The 16,859-nt window shown below is 56.1% G+C and carries 20 protein-coding genes; 9 read left to right on the plus strand and 11 right to left on the minus strand.

The window, feature by feature from the left end; genetic code table 11:
- The first annotated feature begins 45 nt into the window (after positions 1 to 45).
- Positions 46 to 312 (plus strand): usg protein, encoded by a 267-nt coding sequence (locus RMR16_RS07575; protein ID WP_320201668.1) that lies wholly within the window; start codon positions 46 to 48, stop codon positions 310 to 312.
- A gap of 238 nt (positions 313 to 550) precedes the next feature.
- Positions 551 to 1,375 (plus strand): class I SAM-dependent methyltransferase, encoded by an 825-nt coding sequence (locus RMR16_RS07580; RefSeq protein ID WP_320201667.1) that lies wholly within the window; start codon positions 551 to 553, stop codon positions 1,373 to 1,375.
- Between the two features lie 205 nt (positions 1,376 to 1,580).
- Here the strand turns inward: RMR16_RS07580 and RMR16_RS07585 are convergent, their stop codons facing one another.
- The 3 genes from RMR16_RS07585 to RMR16_RS07595 all read right to left on the minus strand — a co-directional run bounded on the left by RMR16_RS07585 (position 1,581) and on the right by RMR16_RS07595 (position 3,372).
- Complete coding sequence (locus tag RMR16_RS07585; protein ID WP_320201666.1) at positions 1,581 to 2,069, minus strand: Lrp/AsnC family transcriptional regulator; 489 nt, start codon at positions 2,067 to 2,069, stop codon at positions 1,581 to 1,583.
- Positions 2,070 to 2,135: 66 nt separating this feature from the next.
- Positions 2,136 to 2,783, minus strand: coding sequence for a uracil-DNA glycosylase family protein (locus RMR16_RS07590; protein ID WP_320201665.1), 648 nt, complete (start codon positions 2,781 to 2,783; stop codon positions 2,136 to 2,138).
- A gap of 10 nt (positions 2,784 to 2,793) precedes the next feature.
- Positions 2,794 to 3,372: a thermonuclease family protein gene (locus RMR16_RS07595; protein WP_320201664.1), complete on the minus strand. Its 579-nt coding sequence runs from the start codon at positions 3,370 to 3,372 to the stop codon at positions 2,794 to 2,796.
- 107 nt (positions 3,373 to 3,479) lie between these two features.
- On the opposite strand from RMR16_RS07595, the gene RMR16_RS07600 reads away from it, so the two are divergent.
- Positions 3,480 to 5,015: a sensor histidine kinase gene (locus tag RMR16_RS07600; RefSeq protein WP_320201663.1), complete on the plus strand. Its 1,536-nt coding sequence runs from the start codon at positions 3,480 to 3,482 to the stop codon at positions 5,013 to 5,015.
- Here RMR16_RS07600 and RMR16_RS07605 read toward each other — a convergent pair.
- Positions 5,012 to 5,431: a diacylglycerol kinase gene (locus RMR16_RS07605; RefSeq protein ID WP_320201662.1), complete on the minus strand. Its 420-nt coding sequence runs from the start codon at positions 5,429 to 5,431 to the stop codon at positions 5,012 to 5,014. The genes RMR16_RS07600 and RMR16_RS07605 overlap by 4 nt on opposite strands.
- 7 nt (positions 5,432 to 5,438) lie before the next feature.
- Positions 5,439 to 6,461, minus strand: coding sequence for a nicotinate-nucleotide--dimethylbenzimidazole phosphoribosyltransferase (cobT, locus tag RMR16_RS07610; protein ID WP_320201661.1), 1,023 nt, complete (start codon positions 6,459 to 6,461; stop codon positions 5,439 to 5,441).
- 135 nt (positions 6,462 to 6,596) lie between these two features.
- Here cobT and RMR16_RS07615 point away from each other — a divergent pair, with 135 nt between their 5' ends.
- From RMR16_RS07615 to RMR16_RS07625, 3 genes are read left to right on the plus strand one after another with little or no spacing between them, the layout of a single operon-like run.
- Positions 6,597 to 7,379, plus strand: a complete 783-nt coding sequence (locus RMR16_RS07615) for an adenosylcobinamide-GDP ribazoletransferase (RefSeq protein WP_320201660.1) — start codon at positions 6,597 to 6,599, stop codon at positions 7,377 to 7,379.
- Between the two features lie 18 nt (positions 7,380 to 7,397).
- Positions 7,398 to 7,592, plus strand: a complete 195-nt coding sequence (locus tag RMR16_RS07620) for a DUF1289 domain-containing protein (RefSeq protein WP_320201659.1) — start codon at positions 7,398 to 7,400, stop codon at positions 7,590 to 7,592.
- Entirely contained in the window at positions 7,589 to 8,296 is a 708-nt protein-coding gene (locus RMR16_RS07625) for a TIGR02281 family clan AA aspartic protease (protein WP_320201658.1), read from the plus strand. Before RMR16_RS07620 ends, RMR16_RS07625 begins: the two co-directional genes overlap by 4 nt.
- Positions 8,297 to 8,302: 6 nt before the next feature.
- Here the strand turns inward: RMR16_RS07625 and RMR16_RS07630 are convergent, their stop codons facing one another.
- From RMR16_RS07630 to RMR16_RS07650, 5 genes are all read right to left on the minus strand, one after another.
- Complete coding sequence (locus RMR16_RS07630) at positions 8,303 to 8,884, minus strand: transglutaminase-like cysteine peptidase (RefSeq protein WP_320201657.1); 582 nt, start codon at positions 8,882 to 8,884, stop codon at positions 8,303 to 8,305.
- Between the two features lie 706 nt (positions 8,885 to 9,590).
- Positions 9,591 to 10,319: a hypothetical protein gene (locus RMR16_RS07635; protein WP_432354582.1), complete on the minus strand. Its 729-nt coding sequence runs from the start codon at positions 10,317 to 10,319 to the stop codon at positions 9,591 to 9,593.
- 98 nt (positions 10,320 to 10,417) lie between these two features.
- On the minus strand, positions 10,418 to 11,179 hold the full coding sequence (locus RMR16_RS07640; protein WP_320202134.1) for an ABC transporter permease: 762 nt from the start codon (positions 11,177 to 11,179) through the stop codon (positions 10,418 to 10,420).
- Positions 11,176 to 12,114 (minus strand): ABC transporter ATP-binding protein, encoded by a 939-nt coding sequence (locus tag RMR16_RS07645; protein WP_320202135.1) that lies wholly within the window; start codon positions 12,112 to 12,114, stop codon positions 11,176 to 11,178. The genes RMR16_RS07640 and RMR16_RS07645 overlap by 4 nt, the downstream gene beginning before the upstream one ends.
- Before the next feature lie 113 nt (positions 12,115 to 12,227).
- Positions 12,228 to 13,412 carry an extensin-like domain-containing protein gene (locus RMR16_RS07650; protein WP_320202136.1) on the minus strand — a complete coding sequence of 395 codons (1,185 nt, stop codon included), beginning with the start codon at positions 13,410 to 13,412 and terminating at the stop codon, positions 12,228 to 12,230.
- A 274-nt stretch (positions 13,413 to 13,686) separates the two neighbouring features.
- On the opposite strand from RMR16_RS07650, the gene RMR16_RS07655 reads away from it, so the two are divergent.
- The gene (locus tag RMR16_RS07655; protein ID WP_413786057.1) at positions 13,687 to 13,872 is read left to right on the plus strand and encodes a type II toxin-antitoxin system HicA family toxin; all 186 of its coding nucleotides are present in this window, start codon (positions 13,687 to 13,689) and stop codon (positions 13,870 to 13,872) included.
- Positions 13,860 to 14,351: a type II toxin-antitoxin system HicB family antitoxin gene (locus RMR16_RS07660; RefSeq protein WP_320202137.1), complete on the plus strand. Its 492-nt coding sequence runs from the start codon at positions 13,860 to 13,862 to the stop codon at positions 14,349 to 14,351. The genes RMR16_RS07655 and RMR16_RS07660 overlap by 13 nt, the downstream gene beginning before the upstream one ends.
- Before the next feature lie 66 nt (positions 14,352 to 14,417).
- Here the strand turns inward: RMR16_RS07660 and RMR16_RS07665 are convergent, their stop codons facing one another.
- Complete coding sequence (locus RMR16_RS07665) at positions 14,418 to 16,229, minus strand: methyl-accepting chemotaxis protein (RefSeq protein WP_320202138.1); 1,812 nt, start codon at positions 16,227 to 16,229, stop codon at positions 14,418 to 14,420.
- Between the two features lie 318 nt (positions 16,230 to 16,547).
- Between RMR16_RS07665 and RMR16_RS07670 the strand changes: the two genes are divergently transcribed.
- Positions 16,548 to 16,859 (plus strand): DUF1883 domain-containing protein, encoded by a 312-nt coding sequence (locus RMR16_RS07670; RefSeq protein WP_320202139.1) that lies wholly within the window; start codon positions 16,548 to 16,550, stop codon positions 16,857 to 16,859.

Consider the following 16,859-nt stretch of genomic DNA (forward strand, 5'->3'; position numbering starts at 1 on the left):
TACCTTTTGTGGTATCGGCGACCAATGAGAACGGGAGCAACCGCCATGAACAAAGACATGGAAATGATGCTGAAAGGCTATGGCGTGACCACCGCCGAGATTTTCTACCGTATGCCGGACCATCCAGTGGTCCTGCAAACCTACCTCTGGCAGAATTACGATCTGGCGCCGGATTTTCCGGAAATGCACGGTTTCCTCAAATTCTGGCAGGAGAAACTGGACGGCCCGTTGCACTCGGTCCGCTACGTCCATCGGCAACTGATTTCAGCGCAGGAATGGCGCTCCCTGAAGGGAGAGTTCATTCTGCACTGACAAAACAAGGATTGCACCTGGCGGCATTTCGGCGAAGAGCCTTTCCGGGCCAAATGGAGCTGTTCTGTCGGAGCAGATTTTTGGCACGGCAGAGCTGATCGGTGAAGAGCATACCCAAAGGTACGGTCGAGCCAATCAGCGCTGATCCTGTTGAAAATATGCCCGGCAGAACTGTTCCATTTGACCCGGAAAGGCTCTAAACAGGCTTCGAATTTGAAGCAAAGCCGGATGCACGACCATGACCAAGAACCAGAAGATCGATGAAGAAGCGCTTGCCGAGGCCTATAACCGCGCTCTTGCGCTGGAAAAAGCAGGGAATATCGACGCGGCTGTAAAGGCTTACGAAGAGGTTCTGGTGATCGACCCGGAAGACCATGGTGGCGCCGCCGTGCGTATCGCATCGATGGGTCGCGGCGAGGCTCCGCCCAAGGCGCCGGATGCCTATGTCGCAACGTTGTTTGACCAGCAGGCGGACGACTTCGAGGATATTCTTGTCGAGCAGCTTGGTTACGCCGTGCCCATGGTCGTGCGCCAGCGCCTGCAAACGCTGCAACTCGGTCCGTTCAAACGCGTGCTCGATCTCGGTTGCGGCACCGGCCTGACCGGCGAAGCGCTGCGCGACATGGCCGACGACATCACCGGCATCGATATTTCTGAAAACATGGTCGAAATTGCCCATGAAAAGGAAATCTACGAAACGCTTTACGTCGCCGAAGTCGAAGATTTTCTGGAAGACAATGACGACGACGCATTCGATCTGATCACGGCAACGGACGTGCTGCCCTATCTCGGCGCGCTGGAGCCAATCTTCTTCGGTGCTGCGGAAAATATCGTCGAAGGTGGCCTGTTCATCTTCTCGTCGGAAACCCTGCCCGATGATGTCATGGCCGGTCGCCCCTACATGGTCGGCCCACACCAGCGTTTCGCCCATTCGGAAACCTACGTGCGTGAACGCCTTGCTGCGACGGGTTTCGATGTCGTGGAAGTGACGGATATCAACGTTCGTATGCAGGACGGACACCCGACACCGGGCCATCTGGTGATTGCGAAATTCAAGGGTTGATGCTCGGCGCTCACTGAAGAGCCGAAAACCCTCCGTCATGCCGGGCTCGACCCGGCATCCAGTCGTTGTGCGTCTGCGCAACGGAAATACTCTTCTGCGATCAAGGACTTGATCGCGCTGGATCCCGGATCAAGTCCGGGATGACAGTGTCATGAATCTCTATTCACGACATTAAAAAGGCGCCCCTTGCGGTGCGCCCTTGTTCTCAATCCTCACCGGACTTGGGATTGTCCAGCAACATATAATCCAGCGGCAGTTCCGTGGTGTATTTGATCTGCTCCATCGCGAAAGCAGAAGACACGTCGCGGATTTCGATCTTGGCGATCATGCGCTTGTAGAAGGCATCGTAGGCGGCGATGTCAGGCACAACGACACGCAGCAGGTAATCGACATCACCGCTCATGCGGTAGAACTCGACGACTTCCGGAAATTCGGAAACGACTTCGGAGAAACGCTTCAGCCACTCGATCGAGTGCGATGCGGTGCGAATGGAGACGAAGACCGTAACCTTGGTGTTGACTTTGCCTGCGTCCAGAATGGCGACGCGACGACGGATAACGCCGTCTTCTTCCATCTTCTGAATACGGCGCCAGCACGGCGTCGTGGAAAGGCCGACCTTCTTGGCAAGGTCAGCGACGGCCAATGTGGAGTCTTCTTGCAGAATGCGCAGTATTTTACGGTCGAGGCGGTCCAAACTTCTACCCTCCAGAATTATTTTCCTCTATCTACACTAAATAAATCAGAAAAAAAGAAATTTGTTTCAGAATAACAGCCTTTCCACATTCTGACGAAGCACTGGAAGCAAATACTCCTCAAACCAAGGGTTTTTCTTCAACCAACCCGTATTGCGCCAGCTGGGATGCGGCAGGGGAAGAACCGGGACACCCTGATTGGTCTGTAAGTAGCTGCGCCAGTTCTCCACCGTTTCCGTCATGGTCTTCATGCGACGCTGCCCCAAATGCCATGTTTGCGCATAGTGGCCGATAGCCAGAACAAGCTCGACCTGCGGCATGGCCTGCATCACGCTGTCGCGCCAGCGCGGCGCGCACTCCCGCCGAGGCGGCAGATCGCTGCCCTTCGCGTCGTAACCGGGAAAACAGAAACCCATCGGCACGATGGCAAACTTATCCGGATCGTAAAACGTCTCGCGGCTGACATTCAGCCAATTTCGTAGGCGGTTGCCCGACGCATCGTTGAACGGCAGTCCGCTGTCATGGACCCGCAAACCCGGCGCCTGTCCCGCGATCAGTATTTTCGCCTTGGTCGAGATAACAGCCACAGGTCGCGGCTCATGCGGCAGGCGATCCGCCTCACCTTTCAGCGGCGCATCGCGACAGATACGACATTGCGCAATGCTGGTTCGCAACCGCGCTATCTCATCCTCATACTGCACTGTCTTGGCCATCATGCCGGCAACCCTACCATCCAAGAATTTGGCGAACCAGACTGACCATGCCCGTCAGCGGCACATCCATGTCGGCGGCTTTATGTTCACGTCGCCACTCTCTTGGTTGCTCGAATGTGCCAGACCATATTCCTGAGCGCTGGTCTTTCGCTGCGGCCTGTTCCTGCGAAAACAGGAAATATTCCGTCGTCACGGCATATCCAGCCGCCACCATGTCGGCGGCAATATCCCGTCCGCCAGCGGAACAGCGCACCAAAAGCCGTCTGTATTTGTCGTGCTCGCTGCCAAAACACTCGACAACGCCTGTCTGAAGCAGCGTTTTCAGCTGCTCCTTCGCCTGTGCACCACAGGGCCATTCGCCCCCCTGCCGTACACAGGTCTGTTTCAACTCAGGCGCATCGATGCCGATCAGGCGAAAGCGCTCGCGGTCATAAGCAATCGTGTCACCATCCACCGCGATAAACTGCCCGGAAAACCGTTGCTGGTTCATGCCATCCAGCCGCGCTGCGATCAGCGTTCCCAAAATCAGCAGCGCAACGAAGATAGCGCCGTCTTTCACCAGCCGGAACGGCTTGCCTGACTTTCGTCTCATGTGAGAACAAACCCTTTTTATAAATGGCAAACAAATCGTTTAACGGCAGCATCTTCTTAAGATTTTGATATTAAGCTGCAAGCCTTTAGATCATTCGCGTTGTGTCAATGAGTAAGAGCGCTAGCACCACTACCGACAAGAACATCGTCGACCGGTCCCGGACGCGCCGCAACAAGGCCGTGTTCGAGACGGTGAAGTCGACGCGCGAACGGCTGCAATATGGTCCGGTCGGAACAGGTGTGTTTGAGCGCGACATGCTGCAAATGCACATTGCCGAGACGTTACAGAGCGCAACGATCATGCCTCTGTTTATCGTTTTGGCAACAGGCGTCGGCATTTATATCAGCCGCGATCCACAGGTTGTCGGCTGGTCTGTGCTGGCCTTGACCGCCCACGCGCTGGCCCTGTTTTTTGCCCGAAAGGCATCACGGCAGGAACTCAACGCCGCCAATCTCTCCAGATGGCACAGCATATTCCTCGCGACACAGATCATCATCGGCCTCGTATGGGTGTTGTTCGCGATCCAGAAAATAGAACCGGGCGATGCATCGCTCATTATGTTCTACAAGGGTGCGACGCTGCTGATCGCCCTGTCGATTACGGCAACGGTGAACTTCCTGCTGCGGCGCGCAACGCTGATGACGTTTCTGCCGGTGCTGATGGCGCTGAGCGTGACGGCCGTTCTTTCCCGAAACCCCATGGATATCGGCCTTGCGCTGATGTTTTCCATGGCGATGCTGTTTTGCCATCACGTCACCAAACGGCTTTATCATTCCAGCATCAAGCTCCTGTCCTACCAATCGGAAAAGGACGATCTGATTGCCGAGCTGGAAGTGGCAAAATCCATGTCGGATGAAGCACGCCGCCGTGCCGAAGAAGCCAATATGGCCAAGTCCCGTTTTCTGGCCTCCATGTCCCATGAATTGCGCACGCCTCTCAACGCCATTCTCGGCTTTTCAGAGGTTATGGCGGGCGAGGTTCTGGGGCCGCTCAACAATCCCCTCTATAAAGAGTATTCCGGCGATATTCATCGTTCCGGCCAGCATCTTCTCGATCTGATCAATGAAATCCTCGACCTTTCCCGCATCGAGGCCGGTCGTTACGATCTGCACGAAGAAGCCATCGCGCTTCTGGAAATTGCCGAGGATTGCGTCGGCATGATCCAGCTTCGTGCGCGGGCCAAGAATATTCGTATTTCACAGCAATTCGAAAACACCCTGCCGCATGTCTGGGCCGATGAGAAATCGATACGGCAGGTCATTCTCAATCTTCTGTCCAACGCGGTGAAGTTCACGCCCCAAGGCGGCGAAATCTTCATCAAGGCGGGCTGGACGGCGGGCGGCGGGCAATATGTGTCCATCAAGGACAACGGCCCCGGCATTCCGGAAGAGGAAATTCCGATCGTTCTGTCGGCTTTCGGGCAAGGCTCCATCGCCATCAAAAGCGCAGAACAGGGAACCGGCCTTGGCCTGCCCATCGTTCAGGCCATTCTGGCCAAGCATGATGGTCAGTTCATGCTGAAATCCAAATTGCGCGAAGGCACCGAAGTCATCGCCATTTTGCCTGCAAAGCGGGTTCTGCAAAGCATTCCCGCCGTGGAAGATGTGCAACTGGTTCAGCCGCGCAAACGGTCGTTCGCTTAAAGAACTGTGGCCGAAAAGAACAGCGTGCTGACCAGCGAGTAGAGCACAAAACCGCCATTGGCCAGCAGCAGACAGAACACCGCAAACGAACCCAAATCCTTGGCGTTGCGGGCTGCGGAGGAAAACTCGGGCGAAACACGGTCGACGATTTCTTCGATCGCCGTGTTCAAAGCTTCCACCGCAAACAGCAACAGCATCAGCACGGCAAAGATAAGATAATGCGGCACCGGCGCGCCGATAACGCCGAGCAGCACCAGCCCTGCCCCGAATGCCAGAACCTCATGGCGAAACGCTGCTTCTTTCCACAGCCGTGTCAGCCCTTGGGACGAGTATCTCGCCGCGGCGAAAAGATGCTTCAGCCCGGTTTCCTTGCGGAATACCGGCTCTGAAGGCGGTGCGCTGTTTGAATTATCCATGACAGCCTCAGTGATTGGTCTGGGTATCAACGCCGGCTTGCGCAAATGTTGCCATGCCGGAATGACACGCGGCTGCGGCTTTGACGATACCGGCGGCCAATGCCGCCCCGGTGCCCTCACCCAACCGCATACCCAGCGCCAGAAGCGGCGTTTTGCCGAGCTTTTCAACAGCCGCCAGATGTCCCGGCTCACCGGAGACGTGGCCGATCAGGCAATGGTCGAGCGCTGCCGGATTGGCGGCCTTCAACAGTGCTGCGGCAGCGGTTGCCACATAACCATCGATCAGAACCGGAATTTTCTCGACACGCGCCGCAAGAATAGCGCCCGCCATCGCTGCAATTTCACGACCGCCCAGACGGCGCATGATTTCCAGCGGATCGGACAGATGATCCTTGTGGAATTCCACAGCCGCCTTCACGGCGGCAATCTTGCGCGCCATCACGTCGCCTTGCGAACCCGTGCCGGGACCAGTCCACTCTTCCGCCGTGCCGCCGTAAAGCGCCAGATTGATGGCGGCGGCAATGGTGGTGTTGCCAATGCCCATTTCACCGATGCACAGCAGGTCCGTGCCACCGGCAATCGCTTCCATGCCAAAGGCCATGGTGGCGGCACAATCGCGCTCGGACAGAGCAGGTTCGCAGGTGATGTCGCCGGTCGGATAATCCAGCGCCAGATCGAAAATCTTCAGGCCGAGATCATGCGTGACGCAAATCTGGTTGATGGCAGCGCCGCCAGCGGCAAAGTTTTCCACCATCTGCTGCGTCACGGAAGACGGATAAGGGGTGACGCCATGGCGGGTCACGCCGTGGTTTCCGGCAAAAATCGCCACCAGCGGGCGGGTGACGGCAGGCGCACGGCCAGACCATGCGGCCAGCCACATGGCGATTTCTTCCAGACGACCAAGCGAACCTGATGGCTTCGTCAATTGCGCATTGCGCTCCTTGGCGGCAACGAGTGCATATGTATCTGGCCCCGGCAGGTCGCGCAGCAGGGTGCGAAAATCATCAAAGGGCAATCCGCTCATGCTCATGATATCGGTCTTTCTCATCGCGCCGGACGCTTGTGTTTTCCGGCAAATCGGTCTTTGTTGCGCTTCTCATAATAGGGGATGCGCGGAGGAACAACCTCAAATCCGTTCAGTGCCTTCTCAACTGCTGGAGAGACGATGCGGGCCGGGGATTTTCTGACAGATATCATGCGTTCACTGAGCTTTCTCAGCCGCATTCCCGTGCACGACATCTTTTTTGAAAACGATGATGGCGCGATGGGCAAAACCGCGCGCGCCTTTCCAGTCGCTGGCGCACTGATCGCCCTGCCCGCCGCCGTGCTCGTCGCACTTCTGGCCAGCCTCGATGCCGACCCTTTGCTTGCAGCGGCGATAACACTGAGCATCGCAACCGTCATCACCGGCGCCCTGCATGAAGACGGCCTTGCCGACACCGCTGACGGTTTTGGCGGCGGAAAGACAAAAGAAAGCAAGCTGGACATCATGAAGGATAGCAGCATCGGCACCTATGGTGGCATCGCGCTCATTCTTTCTTTCCTCGTTCGCGTCGCGGCCATCGCAGCCTTGATCCGTGACCTCTCACCGCTCGCTGTCGCCACCTGCCTCATCGCAGCAGCCAGTCTCAGCCGCGCGCTGATGGTCTGGCACTGGCAGGCACTGCCATCGGCCAGAACAAGCGGTGTTGCTGCATCGGTAGGCCAGCCCGGAGACGATGAGCGAAACATCGCACTCGGCAGCGGCGCGCTCCTCGCCCTCGCCTTTACCCTGCCTGTCTTCTCAACAGCGCCGCTGCTGGTCGCACTCGCGGCGCCTTTCGTCACGGCCTATCTGTTTGGCCGTTTGTGCACGCGCAAAATTGATGGCCATACCGGCGATACCATCGGCGCAACGCAGCAAATCACAGAGATCGTGATCCTTGCGGCCCTTGCTCTCATTGCGTGAAATGCAGATATAAAAGCCATGGAAACGCCCTGCATCAACATCTGCTCGCTTGACCCCCTCAATGGCTATTGCACGGGGTGTTATCGAACCATCGACGAAATTACCGGCTGGTCGAACTACTCGCAGTCCCAGCGCCAGACCATCATGGACAAGCTTCCGCATCGATCTGCACGGCACGCTTCGGGACATATTGAGGAGACTTTGAGCGTATGAACAGGCTGACCCTGATTTTACTCGTTCTCGGCATCGGTCTTGTGCTGCTCATCGTCAATAATGACAGCGGTTATACCTTCGGCATTCGCAACGAGCAGTTCGGGCAAGCGCTTTATCTCGTGCCCTTCGCGGCTTTGCTGTCTATGGGCATAGTGGCAGGCAATCGGGGCGGTCTGCCCACGGTGCTGCGCCAGCTTGCCATCTGGCTGGTCATCATCCTCGGTCTCGTTTCGATATATCTCTATCGCTACGATTTCCAGCGGTTCGGAGATCGTGTGCTGGCTGGCCTTATGCCGGGCACAGCCATCGTCGCCACCACGCGGGAGGGCGAACAGGAAGTCATTCTCAGCAAATCGATGAGCGGACATTTCGAAACGGATGCGTCGGTGAATGGCGCAGCCGTGCATATGCTGGTCGATACGGGCGCAAGCTCGGTGGTTCTTTCAAGGGCAGACGCCGAGGCTGTCGGCATCAACCCGGCAAACCTCGCCTATACCGTCACCGTCATGACCGCCAATGGTCGCACATCGGCGGCTCCGGTTCGCCTGTCTGAAATCGCCATTGGCCCAATCGTGCGGCGCAACGTGCCCGCCCTTGTCGCGCAGGATGGTCAGCTGGACCAGAGCCTGCTGGGCATGACCTTCCTGTCCACTCTCGGTTCGCTGCAAATGCAAACCGATGAGCTGAGACTGAGGGACAGGTAAACCCGATCAGATTTCGCTGAACTGACCAGCGCGCGGACCGGCAAGAATGACTTCCCACGCCGCTTTGTTGTTGAACTTCTGGCGTGCCAGATAGGTGTAACCAGTGCGATCCCAGGATTTGATCGAGCTGGTCATGTTGTCCAGCACATAGTCACCATCCGAGAGGCGCACCATCAGCACGGCGTGATTGCCGCCGCTGCGGTCCAGCACGACGGATATGGACATCTTGTTGGCAGGGAAACCCGCATCCATCAGAGCCTTGGTCTTTGCCATGGCATAATCTTCGCAGTCACCACGGCCATCCTTTGGCAGCGACCAGAAATTGCTGCGTCCGTAAACGACACTATCTTCCGCAGGACGGATTGCCGCGTTGACCTGACGATTGACCTTGTTGAGAAGCTCGAGGGCATCAGCGTCCCCCATTTTCACACCAGCCTTGGTCGCACATAACCAGCTGTAACGCTGACAGGCAGACGTAAAACCTTCCGGTGCCGTGATGGAGCGCGTGGCCTGTAGCTGGCCGGCGGAGACATTTGAGCATAGCGTTGCCGCGCCCAGAAGAGCGGATATTAAAACAAAAATCTTCATGATTATGCCAGTTCCTTCAAGATAGCCTGGTGATCCAAGGGCCCGGCTATTTGCAGCCGCCCGATTCACGCAAAAACAAATTAGGCATTAACACTGAAGGTGAACCGACCTCTCGCCGTACTCGAACCAAAAACACCTTTAAAAACGCGCCTAGGCCCACCTCATTGCATGATTAGCCCGAAATATCAAAAAAAAATTAACGTAGCCCCTTAGGGCGTGTGCCAAATCGGGAAAAATATTAAACGCAACAAATATCTAGGGGCAGGTTTCACCAGTCACGCCAATCTAAAAAATAGTAAATAATTGGAAAAAACGTCTCAAAACGAAATAGTACTTTTGAGCAATGCCGAGGCGAATCTAGCTATAAGTAATTACTGTCAAGACATTAACACGAAATAATCACAGTATATCAGCATATTGTGGATAACATTTCCTTAATATAGCCTCCACAACGCGGTCATAAACTGCCATCCAATGGAGGATTCCCATGAGCAGTAAGATAACAACTGTGTTTTCGTGTATTGCAATCTTGCTGTCGAGCACGACACTGGCGACGGCACAAACGCGTGTAGAGCGGTGCGAACGGCTGAATCCAAGAACTCTTGAATACATGCTGTTATGCAAGCCTACGGCTTCGATCCCGGTGGTCGCCGATAATCAGGGCGACAACGACAGAAACGACAACCCAGGCACCACAGACCCAGGCTCACCAGGTAACCCTGGCAATCCTGGCAATCCTGGCGGCGGCGGTCATCACGGCGGTGGCGGTCACCACGGCGGCGGAGGCCACGGTGGTGGCGGGCATGGCGGTGGCGGTCATGGCGGCGGCCACGGTGGTGGTGACCACGGCGGCGGTGATGGCGGCTGGGGCGGCGGCGGTGGAGGCCACGGAGGTGGTCACGGCGGCGGCCACGGTGGTGGCGATCACGGCGGCGGTGATGGCGGTTGGGGTGGCGGTGGCGGAGGCCACGGTGGCGGTCATGGCGGCGGCCACGGTGGTGGCGATCACGGCGGCGGTGATGGCGGCTGGGGTGGCGGTGGCGGAGGCCACGGTGGCGGTCATGGCGGCGGCCAAGGTGGCGGAGGCCATGGCGACGGCGGTGGCAACGGCAACGGTGGTGGCAACGGTGGCGGCAACGGCAACGGTGGCGGCAACGGCAACGGTGGCGGTAACGGCAACGGTGGTGGCAACGGCAACGGTGGTGGCAACGGCAACGGTGGCGGTAACGGCAACGGTGGCGGTAACGGCAACGGTGGCGGTAACGGCAACGGTGGTGGCAACGGCAACGGTGGTGGCAACGGCAACGGTGGTGGCAACGGCAACGGTGGTGGCAACGGCAACGGTGGTGGCAACGGCAACGGTGGTGGCAACGGCAACGGTGGTGGCAACGGCAACGGTGGTGGCAACGGCAACGGTGGCGGCCATGGTGGCCACGGCGGCTTCGACCCAACCTAACCACTCTACAAACAAAAAACTGGCAGCGCTCGCGCTGCCAGTTTTTTTATGTCCTCCGAATGCAGTGGTTCCGGCTGTCAGTTTCTCAGCTTGTAGCCGGTCTTGAACATCCAGCTCACCACGCCAAGGCAAACGGCCAGAAAGACTGTGACCATGACGAGGCTGATAATCGGGTTCACATCCGCGATTTCGTAAAAGCTCCAGCGAAAACCACTGATCAAATACAGCACCGGATTAAAGTGGCTGACCGTTTGCCAAAACGGCGGCAGCATGTTGATGGAGTAAAAACTGCCACCGAGAAATGTCAGTGGCGGAATGACGAGCATTGGAATGAGATTGAGCTGCTCGAAATTCGTCGCCCATATGCCGATGATGAAGCCGAACAGGCTGAAGCTGATTGCCGTCAGCACAAAAAACAGCAGCATCATGAACGGGTGGGCAATGGATATATCCACGAAGAACGATGCGGTAATGAGAATGATCGTCCCGATCATCAACCCCTTGGTGGCCGCCGCCCCCACATACCCCGCAACAATCTCCGTCATCGCCACGGGTGCGGACAGAATTTCATAAACCGTGCCGGTGAATTTCGGGAAGTAGATACCGAAAGAACCGTTGCTGATGCACTGTGTCAGCAGGGTCAACATAATGAGACCTGGTGTGATGAAGGCACCGTAAGAAACGCCTTCAACCTCCTGAATCCGCGAACCAATTGCCGTTCCGAAAACGATGAAATACAGAGATGTGGAAATGACTGGCGACACCACGCTCTGCAACAGAGTGCGGCGCGTGCGCGCCATTTCGAACAGGTAGATGGATTTGACTGCCTCGAAGTTCATTTTTGACCTCCCACCAGCGCCACGAAAATGTCCTCGAGGGAACTCTGCCGCGTCGAAATATCCTTGAAGTGAATGCCCGCCCCAGACAGCGCCGACAGCAGATCGGCAATCCGGCCCTGCTCGCCATTGCGATCATATTCATAGGTCACGTTGGACCCATCCGGCGAAAGAGCGAGGTGAAATTCGGCAAGACTGTCCGGCAAGGTCTGCACCGGCTCTGCAAGTTCAAGCGAAAGCTGTTTGCGGCCGAGCTTGCTCATCAGCGCGGTCTTATCCTCAACCAGCAACAATTCGCCGCCGTTGATAACGCCCACGCGGTCGGCTATTTCTTCCGCTTCTTCGATATAATGGGTGGTGAGAATGATGGTCACGCCGGTTGCGCGAAGTTCCTCCACCACCTCCCACATATCGCGGCGCAAGGTCACATCGACGCCCGCCGTGGGTTCATCCAGAAACAGGATCTTCGGTTCATGCGCCAGTGCCTTGGCAATCAGCACACGCCGCTTCATGCCGCCGGAAAGCTCCCGCAACATGTTGTCCTTCTTGCTCCACAGAGAGAGGGACTTGAGGATTTTCTCGATGAGTTGCGGGTTCTTCTTCTGCCCATGCAGGCCACGAGAGAAGGACACCGTGTTCCAAACCGTCTCGAACTGGTCGGTCGTCAGTTCCTGCGGAACAAGGCCGATGAGCGCGCGTGTTTTGCGAAACTCGCTGACGACATCATGCCCGCCGACAAATACCTTGCCCTCTCCGGGATTGACCAGCCCGCAGATGATGGAGATCAGCGTGGTTTTACCAGCACCATTCGGTCCCAGCAGCGCAAGGATTTCGCCCTCATAGATATCGAGTGTGATGCCTTTCAGCGCCTGAAAACCGTTTGCGTAGGATTTCGTCAGGTTCTGGATGGAAACTATAGATTTTGCAGGGGAATTCATGAGTTATCTTTCAACAGACGCCTGTGTGAAAGCATATAGGTTCATGGGCGTTGAAAAGCCATCCCTACCGCAATATCATCAACTTGTTATAAATGCGATTTCATCATGCGAACTCAATCGCAGTGACGATAACCGGACTTGCGGGTGCGAAGATCGAAATGGAAGTGGTTCCAGTGGTTTGGATCGCTTCCCGGCCCAAGAACCGTCGAGAAATATTTGCAGCTATCGTTCCGCACGGCCTTCAAAAGCGCATTTTCGCGGAAAGCAAAAAAGCTCTTTTTCCGGACATCGATTTCCTTGCCGTTTTTCAGGGTAATCGTGCCGATATCGATGGCGTTGCCACGCGCATGCTCAGACCACGGATTGCTCGAACGCGAATTCATCTTGCGGCAGGAATAACCGCCCATCGGCGTGATCCGCCCAACACCCGAAAGATAACGAAAGCGGGAGGATGGCACGAGTTCGAACTTCACCCACTTGGCAAACGCGACCGTAACCTGGCAATTCAGCTTCACCGCAGGCCGCACATCGACACCGCTGGCAAGGCCACTGAGTTCGATGGGGTAATCGATGCCGCATGTCGGGCCATCCGCTATGCGCGCAACATCGCGAAACGAAACGCCAAGCCGGCGCAGTTCCGAGCGGCAGGCGATTTCCGATTGCGGCATCATGCCCGGAGGCGCAGACGAGCGGTTTTCCTGCATCGGATTTTGCGGCATCAGCATCGCCACATCCTGCACAGGCTGACGTTGCCGCTGGCCTTCGCCCGGTGGCGGAATGAGGCGGGACTGGTTGAGTGGTCGGCTTTGGCGCGGTGGTGCAGCCATCGTCGGATCGGACCCGCCAGCACCGGCAATATCCATGTCCTCCTCTTCGGCCAGCCCACGCACGGGCGCAACGCCAAGCTCGTTATCCATGTTCACGCCGCCCTGCCCCTCGGCCATGGCCGTATCGGACATCGCCGCATCGGACATCGGCTGTTGGCCACCCAGACGCTGCTGTTGAGCGTCCAGCGTGGAGAATTGCTGGCCGGGTGCCGCTTGCAACAAAGGATCGCGAGAAGGCGCATGGTCCGGCATCGGCTGAGACAAAGCGGAATAATCGCTGGCCGGTTGGCTTTGCATATCGCCTGCTGGTGGCACGCTGTAATTTTGCTGGTTGGAAGAGCGGATGGAACTGACCCGCGTGGCACCATCCACTTCGGCGGGAGGCACAAGCCCCTCCGCCGAGCACGATACGATCACCGTGGACATTAACAGCAACGTCACAAAACGACGCGGAAGGGAAACATACGCCATACCAGAAACCTGTACCTTCAGCGGCCGCAACGCGCGGCAATCAAACTAAATCTTAAACAAATTTGGTAAACGAACCCTTTTTGCGGACGCAGAGAAACTGACAGGCAAATGATTGGGGATGTCATGTTGGATCAAGTGCACGCTGTCGACACATCGCCTCGACTAGCAGCCAGTCTAAAAACTCCGCCGTCCTGTTCGTGCAAATATATGCACAAGAATATTGATTTGACTCAGGAAATCGTGCATATAATTGCACATATTTTAGGGAGTTGCGATGGAAACACATACTGCAAAAATTATAAGGCGGTTGAAAGATGAGGGTTGGACCTTCGACAGACATGGCGCCGCGCACGATATCTATCGCCATCCTGAGAAGGGCGTCGTGCAAGTGCCAAGGCACCGCAATGTAAGCCCCGGAGTTGCTGGGTCCATCGCGAAGAAAGCGGGATGGGGCGCTTAGCCCTTCCCAAATTCCCGATCAAACATCCAAAGAACAAAAACAACAAAAACAACAATAAAACAACATCCACACATCACGGGAAGCAAACCATGACACTTAGATACCCAGCCCTGATAGACGGAGAAAAAGGCGCTTACGGCGTTGTCTTTCCTGATCTTGATGGCGTCGTTGCAATGGGGGAGACCATTGACGAGGCGCTGATCAACGCAGAAGAATCCTTACGTGACTACGCGATCGAGACGGAACGCGATGGTGCGACTTTGATCGAGCCCAGCGCCCTTGAGAATGTTACGGTACCTTCGGGTGCAACGCTGGTCAGCGTTCCGCTCATACGCGTTGCCGGCAAACCCGTCCGCGCCAATATGATGCTCGACGCCGATGTGCTTGATTTCATCGACACCGAGGCTGCCCGCCGTAAAATGACACGCACCACATACGTCAACTGGATGACGCGTCGCGTGGCGCAAATGGGCGGCTGAACAAAGTTTCAAAACAGAAACGGGCGCCGCAGTGCAGCGCCCGTTCGAATAGCCTGAGAAGGTGGGTTAAGCAGCGCGGGACATGGATTGTCCTGTGCCTTCCAGCTGGAAGCGGGACAGCAGCGAGCGGAGTTGGCGGCTTTCTTCTGCCAGTGTCTGGCTGGCTGCCGTCGTTTCTTCCACCATGGCCGCGTTCTGCTGCGTCATCTGGTCCATGTGGTTGACGGAGGTGTTGATCTCCTGAAGACCGGTTGCCTGCTCGCGTGCGGTGGTGGCAATGGTGTTGACGTGACCATCGACGCGGTTGACCAGAGCAACGATCTCATCCAGCGCATCACCGGTGGAGCGAACCAGAGACACACCACCGCTAACCTGATCGGCAGAGCTGTTGATGAGTGTCTTGATTTCCTTCGCCGCATTGGCGGAACGTTGCGCAAGCTCACGCACTTCCTGCGCCACAACCGCAAAACCGCGACCGGCTTCGCCTGCACGCGCGGCTTCAACACCGGCGTTCAGCGCAAGCAGATTGGTCTGGAACGCGATCTCGTCGATGACGACGATGATCTGGCCGATCTTCTTGGACGAGTCCTCGATGCGGTTCATGGCGTCCACAGCGTTGCGAACGATATCACCGGAGCGGCCAGCGCTCGTCTTCGTTTCGATCACCATCTGGCGCGCTTCATTGGCGCGTTCAGAAGCCGTGCGCACCGTTGCGGTAATCTCGTCCAGCGCCGCGGCTGTTTCTTCCAGTGCCGCAGCCTGCTGTTCGGTGCGGCGGGAAAGATTGCCCGTGGCCTGGCTGATGTCCGAAGCACTGTCATTCACGACATGGCTGGTGCGGGCAATGGCCGAGATGACGTTGTGCAACTCCCCAACGGCGTCGTTGAAGTCGTTGCGCAGCTTTTCATATTCAACGCCGATATTGCCAACCTGAACGGTCAGATCGCCACGCGCCAGATTTTCCAGCGCATGGGCCAGTTCAGCCATGGCATGGGCCTGCTGATCAGAGGCAGACCGCAGAGCTTCCTCGTTTCCACGGCGTGTTTCTTCGATAGAACGCTGCTGTTCGGCTTCTCGTACCTGCATCTGGGCGCGCTCGTTGACCGAGTTGCGCAGAATGAGAAGAGCTTTTGCCATGCCGCCGATTTCATTGCGGTTGTCCGTAAATGGAACCTCGGCATTGCCATTGCCATCGGCAATGCTGCTCATGCTGGCTTTGAGGCGTCCAATCGGGCGCGTGACACCACCAACGACGAAGGCCGCAACAGCAAGCACGACGATGGCGCTGACGCCACAGACGCCTGCAATCCACAGCGCTTCGCGCCAGAATGTGGCTTTCAGGTCGTCAACGTATACGCCCGTGCCGACAATCCAGCCCCAAGGTTCAAATCCGGCAACGTGAGAAAACTTTTCGACAGGATCGGGTGAGCCTGGTTTCGGCCAATAATAATCGACAAACCCCTTGCCGCCCGCTTTGACTGTGTTGACGAACTCAACGAACAGGTGCTTGCCGTTCGGATCTTTGTTGGCACTGAGATCGGTTCCGTTCAGCTCGGGCTTAATGGGGTGCATGACCATTTTTGGACCCATATCGTTGATCCAGAAATAGCCGCTGCCATTTTCATAACGCATGGCACCAATCGCCGCCTTGGCCTGCTGCTGCGCTACCTCCCTCGTCAAAGTACCGTTTTGCTCCATGCGATAATATTGACCAAGAATACCGACGCCGGTTTGCGTCATCGATTCAAGTCCTGCTTTGCGCTCCCGCTCCATCCCCTGGTAACTGCCAAACAGACTGGACGTAAGAGCGGCCGCCATTATCACAAGAAACAACGCGACAAGCGCATAAAGGCGCATGGAAATCGTAAGATGTTTCATTCTGGTGACCACTTCAATTGTTACAACACAAGAGAATGGTAATTGAGAAATATTTATTATAAATAAACTACAATTAGGAACATCTAAAATTTAATACTACATTGAATATTTACTTCATGAACAATCAAATACAAAATTAAATCAGTGTAAATCACGAGATAAGCGATATTATTCGATAGTATAAATTATAATTCGCACAACAAAAAGAAAATTTCATGGGGAATTATTGAATGCCGGATAATGCAGTATCGCGATAAAGAAGCGTTAAGCATCGCCGCGTATCATTATGGGCCACATCTCATAATAAAGAGGCTCATCATGGCAACGCCAAGCTTCCGCTTTACCCATTACAACCTGAAGGAATTGCGCGCAGGCGCGATCATCGAGGTATCGTTGAACGCCGTGAACAACGTGCGGCTCATGACACCAGGCAATTACCAGCGTTTTACGGAAATGCTGGATTTCAAATATCTCGGCGGCGTCGCCAAGAAATCACCGATCAGGCTCGCAATTCCCGAGACGTCCCATTGGCACCTCATCGTGGATTGCGAAGGCCATCATGCGCTGGCGGAATCATCGGTAAAGATGCTGCCCGCCCATGCCGCGCCGGTCTTGCGCAAGGCGTCCTGA

Origin of the sequence: Agrobacterium sp. rho-13.3 (assembly GCF_033957765.2) — a bacterium.
In the GTDB taxonomy this organism is placed as follows: domain Bacteria; phylum Pseudomonadota; class Alphaproteobacteria; order Rhizobiales; family Rhizobiaceae; genus Agrobacterium.

Bases quoted from the DNA above. Each gene is read 5' to 3' on its own strand.
- RMR16_RS07575 (WP_320201668.1), top strand. From the start codon at position 46: ATGAACAAAGACATGGAAATGATGCTGAAAGGCTATGGCGTGACCACC.
- RMR16_RS07580 (WP_320201667.1), top strand. From the start codon at position 551: ATGACCAAGAACCAGAAGATCGATGAAGAAGCGCTTGCCGAGGCCTAT.
- RMR16_RS07590 (WP_320201665.1), bottom strand. From the start codon at position 2,783: ATGATGGCCAAGACAGTGCAGTATGAGGATGAGATAGCGCGGTTGCGA.
- RMR16_RS07595 (WP_320201664.1), bottom strand. From the start codon at position 3,372: ATGAGACGAAAGTCAGGCAAGCCGTTCCGGCTGGTGAAAGACGGCGCT.
- RMR16_RS07600 (WP_320201663.1), top strand. From the start codon at position 3,480: ATGAGTAAGAGCGCTAGCACCACTACCGACAAGAACATCGTCGACCGG.
- RMR16_RS07605 (WP_320201662.1), bottom strand. From the start codon at position 5,431: ATGGATAATTCAAACAGCGCACCGCCTTCAGAGCCGGTATTCCGCAAG.
- cobT (WP_320201661.1), bottom strand. From the start codon at position 6,461: ATGAGCATGAGCGGATTGCCCTTTGATGATTTTCGCACCCTGCTGCGC.
- RMR16_RS07615 (WP_320201660.1), top strand. From the start codon at position 6,597: ATGCGGGCCGGGGATTTTCTGACAGATATCATGCGTTCACTGAGCTTT.
- RMR16_RS07620 (WP_320201659.1), top strand. From the start codon at position 7,398: ATGGAAACGCCCTGCATCAACATCTGCTCGCTTGACCCCCTCAATGGC.
- RMR16_RS07625 (WP_320201658.1), top strand. From the start codon at position 7,589: ATGAACAGGCTGACCCTGATTTTACTCGTTCTCGGCATCGGTCTTGTG.
- RMR16_RS07630 (WP_320201657.1), bottom strand. From the start codon at position 8,884: ATGAAGATTTTTGTTTTAATATCCGCTCTTCTGGGCGCGGCAACGCTA.
- RMR16_RS07640 (WP_320202134.1), bottom strand. From the start codon at position 11,179: ATGAACTTCGAGGCAGTCAAATCCATCTACCTGTTCGAAATGGCGCGC.
- RMR16_RS07645 (WP_320202135.1), bottom strand. From the start codon at position 12,114: ATGAATTCCCCTGCAAAATCTATAGTTTCCATCCAGAACCTGACGAAA.
- RMR16_RS07650 (WP_320202136.1), bottom strand. From the start codon at position 13,412: ATGGCGTATGTTTCCCTTCCGCGTCGTTTTGTGACGTTGCTGTTAATG.
- RMR16_RS07655 (WP_413786057.1), top strand. From the start codon at position 13,687: ATGGAAACACATACTGCAAAAATTATAAGGCGGTTGAAAGATGAGGGT.
- RMR16_RS07660 (WP_320202137.1), top strand. From the start codon at position 13,860: ATGGGGCGCTTAGCCCTTCCCAAATTCCCGATCAAACATCCAAAGAAC.
- RMR16_RS07665 (WP_320202138.1), bottom strand. From the start codon at position 16,229: ATGAAACATCTTACGATTTCCATGCGCCTTTATGCGCTTGTCGCGTTG.
- RMR16_RS07670 (WP_320202139.1), top strand. From the start codon at position 16,548: ATGGCAACGCCAAGCTTCCGCTTTACCCATTACAACCTGAAGGAATTG.